This is a genomic window from Allobosea sp., from assembly GCF_051860145.1.
In the GTDB taxonomy this organism is placed as follows: Bacteria; Pseudomonadota; Alphaproteobacteria; order Rhizobiales; family Beijerinckiaceae; genus Allobosea.
Map to the genome: position 1 here is coordinate 67,570 of NZ_JBHYEM010000004.1, position 12,629 is coordinate 80,198.

A 12,629-nucleotide genomic window follows, 5' to 3' on the forward strand; every position below is an offset into this window, starting at 1 on the left:
TGTCGCCAGCGCTCGGAACCTCGTTCTCAGGATGAGGTTGTGGGTGGCTTGGTATCTCAGAACGCTGGCCACGCCATTCCCTTTTCCCCCGATTTCCTCTATGTGCAGCGCAATATCGCGGTGCCGTGTCCGGCGCCGCCCCTCGATCTGCGTGCTGCCGACCCGCCAGCTGCAACCTAAGGCCCGACACCGATGTCCTTCCTTCCCACGAGCCCGCCGCTCGCGCGTGCGCTCGCCGAACGCAACTACAATGATCCCACCCCCGTGCAGAACGCGGTGCTGGAGGAGGCGGCCGCCGGCCGCGACCTCCTGGTCTCGTCGCAGACCGGCTCCGGCAAGACCGTCGCCTATGGGCTCGCCATCGGCGAGACGCTGCTGGGCGGGGCGGAGACGCTCGGCCGCGCCGGCCAGCCGCTGGCGCTGATCATCGCGCCGACGCGCGAGCTGGCGCTGCAGGTCCAGCGCGAACTCGCCTGGCTCTACAAGCACGTCAATGCCCGCGTGATCTCCTGCGTCGGCGGCATGGACCCGCGGCGCGAGGCGGCGCTGTTGGACGAGGGCGCCCATATCGTCGTCGGCACGCCGGGGCGGCTGCGCGACCATATCGAACGGCATCGGCTCGACGTCTCGGCGCTGAAGGCGGTCGTGCTCGACGAGGCCGACGAGATGCTCGATCTCGGCTTCCGCGACGATCTCGAATTCATCCTGAAGACCGCGCCGGCCGAGCGCCGCAGCCTGCTGTTCTCGGCGACCTTGCCGAAGGCGATCATCGCGCTTGCCCGCAGCTACCAGCGCGATGCCCTGCGCATCGAGGTCACGGGTGGGGCAGGGGGCCACGCCGATATCGAATACCGCGCCATCCGGGTCTGGCCGAAGGAGGCAGAGCTCGCCGTCGTCAACCTGCTGCGCTTCCACGATTCGCCCTGCGCGCTGGTGTTCTGCAACACGCGCAACGCGGTGCGCCATCTCGAGGCGATCCTGCTCGAGCGCGGCTTCTCGGCGGTGGCGCTCTCGGGCGAGCTCAGCCAGAGCGAGCGCAATTCGGCGCTGCAGGCGCTGCGCGACGGGCGGGCCCGGGTCTGCGTCGCAACCGATGTCGCGGCGCGCGGCATCGACCTGCCGGGGCTGACCCTGGTGATCCATGCCGAGCTGCCGAACGATCCCGAGGTGATGCAGCATCGCAGCGGCCGCACCGGGCGCGCCGGCAAGAAGGGCACGAGCGTGTTGCTGGTGCCGGCCTCGCGCCGGCGCAAGGCCGAGATGCTGCTGTCCGAGGCCAAGGTCGAGGCCGTCTGGGCCGGCGCTCCGACGCAGGACGAGATCCGTGCGCTCGACCAGGAGCGCCTGCTCCAGGACCCGCTGCTCAGCGGCGAGGCCAGCGAGGACGATGCCGGCATGGTCGAGGCGCTGCTCGCCGGGCGCTCGGCGCAGGAGATCGCTGCGGCACTGGTCCGGGTTTACCGTTCGCGCTTGCCGGCGGCCGAGGAGGTCGGCGACCCCAATTTCGGCCGCGACGAGCGCCGGCCGGTGCGCAGTGCGGAGGCTTATGCCGAGGGCCGTCCCGCTGGCCGCTTCGAGCGCGACCGCTCCGACAGCCCGCGGACCGAGGGCCCGCGCAAGGCCGGGCCACGCGGCGAGACGGTCTGGTTCAGGCTGAATATCGGCCGCAAGGATGGAGCGGACCCGCGCCAGCTGCTGCCGATGCTGTGCCGGCGCGGCAAGATCACCCGCGACGAGGTCGGCGCGATCCGGATCTTCGACAAGGAAACCAAGGTCGAGATCGACGCCGATGTGGCCGAGCGCTTCGCGGCGCTGGCGAGCGCGACCGATCGCGACAAGATCGTCATCGAGCTGATGACCGGAGAGGCGGAGCGCCGTCCGGCAAAACCCTTCGCCGAGAAGGCGAGCCATGGCCAGCGGCACCAGGCCGAAGGCGAGAGGGGCGAGGGCCCGTTCGCCGGAAAGCGGAAGCCGTATGAAGGCAAGGGCAAGCCCTTCGCCAAGAAGCCCTATGACCCGACGCGGCGCGACCGTGAGCCTGCCTTCGACGAAACCGCCGTGCTGCGGCCAAGCGAGCGAGTTTTTGAGCGCAAGACTGGCCCTGCCGACAAGCCCTTCGGCAAGGGCAAGCCTTACGCAGGCGCCAAGCCGTTCGCCGGGAAACCGGGCGGCGGCAAGAGTTTCGGTCAAGGCAAGAGCTTCGGCCAGGGCAAGGGCCCTGGTCCGGGCAGGTCGGAAACCGGATTTTCGGCGGGGCCGGGCGGCAAGCCTCCGGGCAAGCCGTTCAACCGCAAGAAGCCACGGCGGGACGATCGAGGCTGATGCTCTCCAGCAGGCTAGCGCCCTGAGAGCAATCCCGACCCGTCATTGCGAGAAGCGTCAGCGACGAAGCAATCCAGGGGGCTTATACGAGACCCCTGGATTGCTTCGCTCCGCTCGCAATGACGGTTCAGCTTGAACGCAACCTGCCCGACCTCTTTGGTTTGACGCATGGCTTCCGGCAAAGCGGTAGACGCTTCGCTCGACAATGCCTGAGATGCGCCGAAGGGATAGGCGCGCGGTCAGCGCAGCCCGAGGAAGGACAGGATGGCGAGAACGACGACAATCAGCCCGACGATATAAATGATGTTGTTCATGAAAAGCCCCCGGCTTTGGGCGCGGGCCGGCCGGCCCGCATGATCCAATCCGTCACGAAATGGCCGTGACGCCGAAATGAACCGCTGCCGGCGGCAAAGGTTCCCGTTTTGTCGTATTGCCGTAGCAATCGCGCTACACTCCCCCCAAGGCCGTCATCCGAACGCCAGCAGGGGGAATATCCATGTCCATCACGCGCAGGGCGCTTTGCGCCATAGCCTTACTGACCGGCCTCATCGCGCCGGCCGCCGCACAGGACCGCCTCGTCATTGCCGGCCGCGATGCCGGCTTTGCGCCGGCGCTCGCCAAGATGGTCGAGCTCTACCAGGCGAAGAATCCGGGCGTGAAGATCGAGCGCCTCGAATTGCCGGGCGGCCCGCTCTATGAGCGCCTCGCGATCGGCGCCCGCGAGAAGACGGGCGCGACCGATGTCGCGATGCTGGACGACATCTGGGCGCCGGAATTCATGGCGCGCGGCTGGCTCGCCGATCTCGACGGGCTCGGCGGATTGCCGGGCGATTTCGTCAAATCGGCGATGGATGTCTCGCGGCGCGACGGCAAGCTCTATGCCGCGCCCTTCGTCGGCAATATCGCGATGTTCGCCTATCGCAAGGACCTGCTCGCCAAGCACGGCTTCGAGCGCCCGAAGACCTGGAGCGATGTCGTCAAGGCGGCGCAGGTGATCCAGTCGAAGGAGGAGGGTGTTTCCGGCCTCGTCTTCCGCGGCATCAAGGGCAACCCGATCGTCACCTCGTTCCTGCCGGTGCTCTGGGCCCATGGCGGCCAGGTCGTCGATGACAACGGCAAGGCCGTGCTCGATACGCCCGAGGCCCTGAAGGCGCTGACCCAGTTCCTCTCCTTCAAGGCGCTCGCGCCGAAGGGCGTCGAGACCTACAACGCGACCGAACTGCGCGACGCGATCCATCAGGGCCGCGCGGCGATCGCCGTCGAGATGTGGTCGTCCTGGGCCGGCTCGCTCGACGACGCCAAGGTCTCGAAGGTCGTCGGCCAGGTCGAGGTCGTGGCTTCGCCCGGCGAGGTCAAGGGGCCGGCGCCGATGCTTGGCGCCTGGCTCCTCGGCATTCCCGCCGATTCGCCCAACAAGCAGCGCGCCGCGGATTTCATCCGCTTCGTCACCTCGGCCGAGAACCAGAAGCTGATCGCGCTCGAGACCGGCAATCCGCCGACCCGCGCCAGCCTCTTCACCGACAAGGACCTCGTTGCGAAATACCGCTGGTATCCGGCACAGCTCGAGGCGCTCAACGTCGCGCAGGCGCGGCCGCGCATCGCGCAATGGGCCCGCGTCGAGACCATTCTCGGTGATTATCTGCAGCTCGCCCTGATCGGCCAGATGCAGCCGCAGCAAGCGCTGACCGAGGCCAATGCGCAGATCGCGCGGGCGCTGACACGCTGATCCGGAGGGCGCGCCGGCCTCCGGCGCGCGCCGCCCGCCATGATCGCGCATCACCGCCTGCTGCCCTGGCTGCTGCTCGCCCCCGCCATCCTGCTGCTGGGAGGGCTGACGCTCTATCCGCTCGGCCGGACACTGGCGCTCTCGGCCTTCGCAACGGATTACGGCTTTGCCGGCGCGACCTTCGTCGGGCTCGAGAATTATCGCGACCTGCTGGGAGACCGCTTCTTCCGGCAGGCCGTGCTCAATACCGTCGTCTTCACGCTGGCCGCCACAGTGATCGAGCTGGCGCTCGGGCTTGGTCTCGCGCTGCTGCTAGACAAGGCGTTCGCGGGGCGCAGCCTGGTGATGACGCTGCTGTTGGCGCCCTTCGTGCTCTCGACGATGGTGGTGACCGCGATCTGGCGGGCCTGGTTTCACTATGATCTCGGTTATCTCAATAACCTGCTGCGGGCCGTCGGGCTGCCGGCGGTCTCCTGGCTCTTCGATCCGTCGCTGGCGCTGTGGTCGATCGTGCTGGTCGATGTCTGGCAGAGCACGCCCTTCGCCTTCCTGATCCTGCTGGCCGGGCTGCGGCTGATCCCGCGCGACGTCTACGAGGCGGCGCGGATCGACGGGGCCGGGCCCTGGCGGCGCTTCGTCGACATGACCTTGCCGCTGCTCGCGCCCTATCTCGTCATCGTCGCGCTGCTGCGCAGCGTCGACAGCTTCAAGCTCTTCGACAAGGTCTATGCGATGACCGGCGGCGGACCGGGCAACGCCACCGAGACGATCTCGCTCTATGTTTTCCGGCAGGGTTTCCGCTTCTTCGATATCGGCATGGCCTCGGCCGCGGCCGTGGTGATGATCGCGGTCGCGGGCGTGCTCGCCGCCCTCTACGCGCTGTCGCTGATGCGCGGAGCGGGCCGATGATCCGCGCTGTCGCCGCCTTCGCCGTCGCGCTCCTGTCGCTTCTTCCGCTGATCTGGATGGTCGCGACCTCGTTCAAGCCGCCGCTCGAATATGTCTCGACCTCGATCTCGCTCCTGCCGCAGGAGCCGACGCTGGCGCATTACCGCGCGCTGGCCGCGGCCGGGCTATGGCGGCAGGGGCTGAACAGCACGGTCGTCGCTATCGGCACGGTGGCGCTGGCGCTGCTGACTGCGCTGCCGGCGGCCTATGGCCTGGTGCGCCTGCAGCTGCCGAAGCGGCTCGATCTCCTGTTCCTCGGCTTCGTGCTGGTGATCAAGCTCGCGCCGCCGATCGCGCTGGCGATCCCGCTCTATCAGCTGCTGCGGGCCATCGGCCTGATCGACAGCCTCGCTGGGCTGATCATCGTCAACCAGATCTATGCGCTGCCCTTCGCGATCTGGATGCTGCTCGGCTTCGTGCGCGACGTTCCCGTCGCCTTCGAGGAGGCTGCGATGATGGACGGGGCGGGCTTCCTGCGCCGGATGCGCGATATCGTCATGCCGCTGCTGATGCCGGGCCTGATCGCGACCGGCGTCTTCGTCGCGATCATGAGCTGGAACGAATTCCTGTTCGCGCTGCTCTTCGTCCAGACGCCGTCGAACTTCACCCTGCCGGCCTATATCGCGACGCTGATCAACGAGGATGAGACATTGTGGGGCCGGCTCGCGGCGATCGGGCTGCTGGCGTCGCTGCCGGTGCTGGCCTCGGTCGGGCTGGTGCGCAAGGGGCTATTGCGCGACATCGCCACGGACCAGCATTGAGGGAGCCGGATCGCTCCGGCTCCCCGCATGAAAGGCATCTGCGTTCAGCGGCAGACGGTGATCGGGCGAACCACCGGCCCGATGCCGGGAACGAAGCCGCGGCGCAGCACCTTGTAGCAGCCGCCGTAATAGGCGCCGGCATAGACCGGGCCGTAGCCCCAGCCGCGATGGCCCCAGTGACGACGATGACCGAAGCCGTGGCCGAAATGGCCGTGGTGATGCTTGCCGTGAAAGCCCTTGCCGCTGAGGGGCAGAGCTTGCGCGGAGGTCGAGGTGGCGAGCGAGCCGCCGATGAGCGCACCGGCGCCGAGGACGAAGGCGGTGGCGAGGCCGGCGAAGGTGATGCGAGCGGACATGAAAATCTCCCTTGGCTTTGGCGAGGCCGCACCACGCGGCCCCATGATCCTTGGTCGCGGGCAGCGCGATGCAGGTTCAAAGCGTCGGAAGATTTTTTTGGGAGGGTCGCCGCGGCCGAGCCGGGTACCCGGCCGCGGGTCAGGACAGCCTATTTTTCCACGAGCTTGCGATAGAGATGCCAGGTGGCGTGGCCGAGGATCGGCATGACCAGGACGAGCCCGACCAGCACGGGCAGGCAGCCGAGCACCAGCAGGCCGGTGACGATGAGGCCCCAGATCATCATGACGCGCGGATTGGCCTCGACCGCCGCGACGGAGGTGCGGATGGCGGTCGCGACATCGACATGCCTGTCGAGCACCAGCGGGAAGGAGATCACCGTCAGGGTGAAGGCCGTGATGGCGAACAGGGCGCCGGCGGCGTTGCCGATGATGATCAGGGTCCAGCCATTGGCGGTGGTCAGAACCTCCGTGAGGAAGCCGCTGATCGAGGTCACGGGCGCGCCGCCCAGCAGCCAGCGATAGAGCAGCCAGGCGACGAGCAGCCAGGCGAGGAAGAGCCCGGTCAGCATCGCGCCGAGCGCGGCGATCGTGCCGATCGAGCGCGACCTCAGCACCGCGAAGGCATGGGCCCAGGACGAGTTCATGCCGAGCTCGCGCCGCCGGCTGATCTCGTAGAGGCCGATCGCGGCGAAGGGCCCGAGCAGCGCGAAGCCGCCGAGCAGCGGAAAGAGCAGGGGGAAGATGTTGTAGCTCACGGTGAGCTGGGCGAGCAGGACGCCCGCGATCGGGTAGATCAGCGCGATGAAGGCGAGATGGCTCGGCTGCGCCTTGAAATCCTCATAGCCGCGCCAGAGCGCGTCGCGCAGGTCTGCCGTCGTGATGGTGCGCACGCGCAGAGCCGATAGCGGCCCCGAGATCGCGTCGCGTTCAGACTTGGTGATGACGCCGTCGAGATTGGCCATGGCGATCCTCCCGGTTCTTGCCCGGTGCGCCTCACGGTCTTGACGCGATCCTTGGGTCAAGCCGCCAAAGGCGTCGAGCATCCAATTTTCAGCCTGATCACTATACGCCTGATGACGGATATTGTCGCTTCCCGGTGAGAACAAGAAGACGAGACATCTCCGCCGCCCCGGTATCTCGCCCGGCTCCGTCAAAAGTCAGAGCAGGATCGACGCGAAAAACCGGTTCCCACTTTTTCGCATCCTGCTCTAAGAAAACGGTCATGAGCGAAGCTGATCCCGTTCCCGTCGAAGACCTCACCGCGCGCCAGGCGCGCGCCGAGCACAAGGCGCTGGCGGCCGAGATCGCGCAGGCCGACCGTGCCTATTTCCAGGACGATGCGCCGATCGTCGACGACGCCACCTATGACGCGAAGCGCCGCCGGCTGGTCGCGCTCGAGGAGGGCTTTCCCGACCTGAAGGGCGGCGAGGCCCTGAGCGACAAGGTCGGCGCCAGGCCGTCCTCGAAATTCGCCAAGATCCGGCACCGCGTGCCGATGCTGTCGCTCGGCAACGCGTTCTCCGACGAGGACATCGCCGATTTCGTCGCGCGCGTACGCAGCTTCCTCGGCCGCAAGGACGAGAACGAGATCGCCTTCACCGCCGAGCCCAAGATCGACGGGCTGTCGCTGTCGCTGCGCTACGAGAAAGGCGCGCTCGTCCATGCCGCGACGCGGGGCGACGGCGAGGAGGGTGAGGACGTCACGCTGAACGCCCGCACCATCTCCGAGATCCCGCATGAACTCGCCGGCAAGGACGTGCCCGAGATCGCCGAGATCCGCGGCGAGGTCTATCTCGGCCATGCCGATTTCGCGGGGATCAACGAGCGCCAGCGCGAGAAGGGCGAGCGCGAATTCGCCAATCCGCGCAATGCGGCCGCCGGCTCGCTGCGCCAGCTCGACGTCTCGATCACGGCGGACCGCCCGCTGCGCTTCTTCGCCTATGCCTGGGGCGAGATGTCGGCGCTGCCGGCGACGACCCAGTTCGGCGTGGTCGAGGCCTTTCGGCGCTGGGGCTTCAAGACCAACCCGCTGATGCGCCGCTGCGAGCGTGTCTCCGAGCTGCTGGCGCATTACCGCGCCATCGAGGCGCAGCGCGCCACGCTCGGCTACGATATCGATGGCGTCGTCTACAAGGTCGACGAGCTCGCGCTGCAGACCCGGCTCGGCTTCGTCGCCCGCGCCCCGCGCTGGGCGATCGCGCATAAATTCCCGGCCGAGCTCGCCACGACGGTGCTCGAGGCGATCGACATCCAGGTCGGAAGGACGGGCGCACTCTCACCGGTGGCGCGGCTGAAGCCGGTCACGGTTGGCGGCGTCGTCGTCACCAACGCGACGCTGCACAACGAGGACTATATCCGCGGCTTCGATTCCAAGGGGCTGCCGATCCGCGACGGCGCCGATATCCGCATCGGCGACACCGTGACGGTGAAGCGCGCCGGCGACGTGATCCCGCGCGTCGAGTCGGTCGATCTCTCCAAGCGACCGTCCGATTCGCAGCCCTATGTCTTCCCGACGCTCTGCCCGGTCTGCGGCAGCCATGCGACCCGCGAGATCAATCCGCGCAGCGGCAAGGAAGACGCGGTGCGCCGCTGCACCGGCGGGCTGATCTGCCAGGCCCAGGCGGTCGAGCGGCTGAAGCATTTCGTCTCGCGCGACGCGCTCGACATCGACGGGCTCGGCGACAAGCAGATCGAGTTCTTCCATGCCGATCCCGACCTGCCGGTGCGCGAGCCGGCCGAGATCTACACGCTGGCAGCACGCGACACGGCCAATCTCAAGAAGCTCAAGGACAAGGAAGGTTTTGGCGCGCAAAGCGTCGCCAAGCTCTTCGCCGCGATCGAGGACCGGCGCAGCCCGCCGCTGAACCGCTTCATCTTCGGGCTCGGCATCCGCCATGTCGGGGAGACCACGGCGCGGCTGCTGGCGCGGCATTACGGCTCGTTCGAGGCGCTACGGGCGGCGGCAACGGCGGCAGACCCGCTCTCGCCCGAACGGCAGGAGCTCGACGCCATCGACGGCATCGGCCCGACCGTGGTCGAGGCGCTGGTGCAGTTCTTCGCCGAGGAACACAATCAGGAGACGCTCGACCGATTGCTGGCGCAAGTGACACCGCAGCCGCTCGAGGCCGTCGCCTCGACCAGCCCCGTCGCTGGCAAGATCGTCGTCTTTACCGGCGCGCTCGAGCAAATGACGCGCGACGAGGCCAAGGCGATGGCCGAGCGGCTCGGCGCCAAGGTCGCGGGCTCTGTCTCCTCGAAAACCGACATCCTGGTCGCGGGGCCGGGGGCCGGCTCGAAGCTCAAGGACGCCGCCAAGCATGGCGTGCAGGTGATCGACGAGGCCGGCTGGTTCACGCTGGTCGGCGGATAGAGCACACCGACCGGACTGCCAGGTTGTCGGATGGGGTACGTCTTTCCTATCAAGAGTTTAGGGATGGATTTGATCAGATTGATTCAGCCTGATCGAAGCTGGCTCTAGGAGCGGCCCGACCCGGCGCGGTCGGCCACGAAGCCTTCGAGGGCCTCGAACAGCAGGGGCCAGGCGGGCTCTTCGGGAAGCATCACGTGATTGCGGCTCTCGAGCAGGAGGAATTCCGCGCCGGGGATCGCCGAGGCCAGATGAAGCCCTTCCGCCAGGGGCTGCACGCCGTCCTGGCTGGCGTGGATGACCAGGGTCGGTACGGCGATCCGCGCCAGCATGCCCGAGACGTCGAAGCTGTCGATCGCCTCGCGCAGCGCCGCCGCATTGCCGGGGGAGGTGGTGAGGCGCTGGAGATCGGCCAGCGAGGCGACCTGTTCATGATTGCCGCCGGGTATGAACATGGTCGCGAAGGCTTCCAGGAAAGGGCTGTCGGGCTTGCCCCAGCCATGCCGGATCAAGGTCAGGATCGCCTGCGCCTGTTCCCGGTCGGCCTGCGCGCGCAGCAGGCGCCCCCTGGCGAAGCCGCCTTGCAGGACGAGGCGGCTGACCCGCTCGGGACGGCGCACCGCGTAGGCGATCGCGATCGGAACGCCCTGCGACGTGCCGTAGACGGCGAAGCGTTCGAGCCCGGCCGCGTCGACGACCGCCTCGAGATCGTCGACGAAGCGTTCCAGTGAGAAGTCGGTGACCTGCCAGTCCGACAGGCCGTTGCCGCGCTGATCGTAGCGGAGCAGGGCGAAGCGCTCACCGAGGCCGCTCAGGAAAGGGCGCCAGATCGGGCTGCGCCAGTCATGTTCGAGATGGGTGAGCCAGTGCCCGGCCTTGACCAGCGGACAGCCCGAGCCGCTGGTCGCATAGGCAATCCGCGTGCCGTCGCGCGAATGGCAGAAGGCGACCCGCTGGCGCGGCGGAGCGGGTGGAGCGGTCGGGGTTTGCTCCGGCGCCGGCCTCGCGGCCTCCTCGACAGGGCCGACGAAGCGGAAGCCGTGCCGGGCGACGGTCCTGATCCATTGCTGGCGCTTGCCGTCGTCGCCGATGGCGGCGCGCGCGGCGCTGACACGGGCGCTGATCGCGGAATCGGACACGATCCGGCTGTTCCAGACCGATCCGATCAGCTCGTCCTGCGAGACGACGCGCTCGCGCGCCGCGATCAGCAGAAGGAGCAGGTCGAAGACCTGCGGCTCGATCGCGCGCGGGCTGCCGGCGGCGAGGAGCTCCCGCGTATCCGGAACCAGCTCGAAGGACCCGAAGCGATAACGCATGAAGCAGCTTACCATGCGGCAGAAAAAGCGCATCGGCTAAGGGCAAAGGTGAGGAAAACACAGGGAAAAGACATGGAAAGGGCAAGGCTTCCGCCAAGCGCGCCGTCGCCCGGCCCGGCACAGTGCAGGGCAGGGAGGACGGATCATGACGTGCAACCGCGACGACGAGGTCATTCGCCGACCGGACGGGTCGATCGATATCGAGGCCTACGCTGCCGATGCGCTGGGGATGCGGCGGGCTGCGATCGCCGCTGCCGTCCGGGCATGCGGCGAAGTTCTGGCGAGGCTCGGTTCGGCGCTGGTTCCGAGGCAGAGAGCCCATCTGACCCGCACCGAGGGTCGGTGAACGCCGGTTCGCGCTGGCGGGCCGCCGGTGCCGGTGTTCAGCGACGGTGACGACGGCCAGAGTGCCGGTTGCGGCTGTAGCGCGGCACGCCGACCTTCTGCGGGATGCCGACGACGCCCTTGACGCCACCGACGACACCGCCGGCGACGCCGCCGACGACTGCACCGGCCGCGCCACCCACGGGGCCCGCAGCCTGGTTGCCGACGCGCGCGCCCTTGGCGGCGCCACGCGGAATGCCCTGGGCATCCGCGGCCATCGGAACGGCGAACAGAGCGAGCGCGGCGGCGCAGGCAAGAATCCGAATTTTCATGTGAACAGCTTTCCGTCTGGGATCGACCAGCGGGCCAGATTCTGCCCGAGGCTCGAAAAGCGAACGGCCGGCACTCGCGTTTTGTTCCGGCCCGGCCGCTTTCAGGTCCCGATGAACTGCTGCGGTGGGGCGACCGTCCTCGTCGCGGTTTCATCAGCGGGGGTGCTCGCGAGCGCTGCCGCCCGAAACTGGCTCGGCGGCCTGCCGACCACACGCTTGAAGGCGCGGCTGAAGGAGGCTTCCGAATCATAGCCGAGGCGGCGGGCGACGATGCCGATCCTGAGCCTGTCGCGTTCGAGCCATTGCCGGGCCTGCTGCATGCGCACCTGCGCGACATAGCGCGCCGGCGTCTCGCCGACCACGGCCGCGAAGCGCTCGGCGAAGGCGGAGCGCGAGGCGTGCATGACCTGCGCCAGCGCCGCCACCGTCCAGTCCTTCGCCGGGTCGAGATGGACCGCGGCCAGCACGCGGCCGATATCGGGGTCGCGGGCCGCCGCGATCCAGCCCTTGGCGTCGCCGCAGCCGCGTTCGACCCAGGAGCGGATCAGCGCGGCCGCGACCACGTCGGCCAGCCGGGTGAGGATGCCGCCGGCGCCGACGCGGTCGAGCGCCAGTTCGCAGGACATGGTGCTCAGCAGGGGCGGGATGCCGGGTTCGTGCACGGCCATCTCATGGACCCACATCAGCTCCGGCATCATGCAGAGCACCGGATGCCGGGCATCGACATTGAAGTCGAGGCTGGCGCTGAAGAATACGGTCGCCTCGCCTTCGCCGCCGCCGCGGGCCTCGGCAATCTCGCCGCAGCAGCTTTGGAACTGGCAGTTTCCAAGCTGGGTGGCGCAGGCGCCGGGCTCGCTCGCGAGCGCATGTTCGGCGCCGCGCGGCAGCAGCACGGCGTCGCCGGGCTCGAGCCGGACCCAGTCGTCGTCCGGCGTGCGCAGCCAGCAGCCGCGTTCCGCCACGAAATGGAAGCGCGCCGCGACCTGGGCCGGGAACAGCAGCCCCCAGGGTTCGGTCATGCGGTAGCGGGCGTAGTCGACGCCATCCAGCCGCAAGCCACGAAGCATCGCGGTCAAGGGATCAGCGGAGGGCGGCTGATTTCTGGACGAACGGTCAAGCATTGCGGGTTTTCTAGCATGGAATGTCCAGAGGGCCATCGCCAATTCTCCGGCCTCAT

Annotated in this window: 11 protein-coding genes; 6 read left to right on the forward strand and 5 right to left on the reverse strand. The window is 68.1% G+C overall.

Annotated features, from left to right (window positions below; all coding sequences use genetic code 11):
* Positions 1-192: 192 nt before the first annotated feature.
* The 4 genes from ACTIF2_RS08210 (at position 193) to ACTIF2_RS08225 (ending at position 5,757) form a co-directional block, all read left to right on the forward strand.
* Positions 193-2,322: a DEAD/DEAH box helicase gene (locus ACTIF2_RS08210; protein ID WP_439496566.1), complete on the forward strand. Its 2,130-nt coding sequence runs from the start codon at positions 193-195 to the stop codon at positions 2,320-2,322.
* 496 nt (positions 2,323-2,818) lie between these two features.
* Complete coding sequence (locus ACTIF2_RS08215; RefSeq protein ID WP_439496567.1) at positions 2,819-4,048, forward strand: ABC transporter substrate-binding protein; 1,230 nt, start codon at positions 2,819-2,821, stop codon at positions 4,046-4,048.
* A 39-nt stretch (positions 4,049-4,087) separates the two neighbouring features.
* Entirely contained in the window at positions 4,088-4,957 is an 870-nt protein-coding gene (locus tag ACTIF2_RS08220; RefSeq protein ID WP_439496568.1) for a carbohydrate ABC transporter permease, read from the forward strand.
* The gene (locus ACTIF2_RS08225) at positions 4,954-5,757 is read left to right on the forward strand and encodes a carbohydrate ABC transporter permease (protein ID WP_439496569.1); all 804 of its coding nucleotides are present in this window, start codon (positions 4,954-4,956) and stop codon (positions 5,755-5,757) included. The genes ACTIF2_RS08220 and ACTIF2_RS08225 overlap by 4 nt, the downstream gene beginning before the upstream one ends.
* Before the next feature lie 44 nt (positions 5,758-5,801).
* Here the strand turns inward: ACTIF2_RS08225 and ACTIF2_RS08230 are convergent, their stop codons facing one another.
* Entirely contained in the window at positions 5,802-6,113 is a 312-nt protein-coding gene (locus ACTIF2_RS08230) for a hypothetical protein (protein ID WP_439496570.1), read from the reverse strand.
* A gap of 149 nt (positions 6,114-6,262) precedes the next feature.
* Entirely contained in the window at positions 6,263-7,075 is an 813-nt protein-coding gene (locus tag ACTIF2_RS08235) for a DUF2189 domain-containing protein (protein WP_439496571.1), read from the reverse strand.
* Positions 7,076-7,335: 260 nt separating this feature from the next.
* On the opposite strand from ACTIF2_RS08235, the gene ligA reads away from it, so the two are divergent.
* Positions 7,336-9,483 carry an NAD-dependent DNA ligase LigA gene (gene ligA, locus ACTIF2_RS08240; RefSeq protein WP_439496572.1) on the forward strand — a complete coding sequence of 716 codons (2,148 nt, stop codon included), beginning with the start codon at positions 7,336-7,338 and terminating at the stop codon, positions 9,481-9,483.
* 104 nt (positions 9,484-9,587) lie between these two features.
* Here the strand turns inward: ligA and ACTIF2_RS08245 are convergent, their stop codons facing one another.
* Complete coding sequence (locus ACTIF2_RS08245; RefSeq protein ID WP_439496573.1) at positions 9,588-10,796, reverse strand: alpha/beta hydrolase; 1,209 nt, start codon at positions 10,794-10,796, stop codon at positions 9,588-9,590.
* A gap of 145 nt (positions 10,797-10,941) precedes the next feature.
* On the opposite strand from ACTIF2_RS08245, the gene ACTIF2_RS08250 reads away from it, so the two are divergent.
* Complete coding sequence (locus tag ACTIF2_RS08250; RefSeq protein ID WP_439496574.1) at positions 10,942-11,142, forward strand: hypothetical protein; 201 nt, start codon at positions 10,942-10,944, stop codon at positions 11,140-11,142.
* A gap of 37 nt (positions 11,143-11,179) precedes the next feature.
* On the opposite strand, the gene ACTIF2_RS08255 is transcribed toward ACTIF2_RS08250, so the two are convergent.
* Positions 11,180-11,452 (reverse strand): hypothetical protein, encoded by a 273-nt coding sequence (locus tag ACTIF2_RS08255; protein WP_439496575.1) that lies wholly within the window; start codon positions 11,450-11,452, stop codon positions 11,180-11,182.
* 101 nt (positions 11,453-11,553) lie between these two features.
* Positions 11,554-12,573: an AraC family transcriptional regulator gene (locus ACTIF2_RS08260; RefSeq protein WP_439496576.1), complete on the reverse strand. Its 1,020-nt coding sequence runs from the start codon at positions 12,571-12,573 to the stop codon at positions 11,554-11,556.
* Between the last annotated feature and the right edge of the window lie 56 nt (positions 12,574-12,629).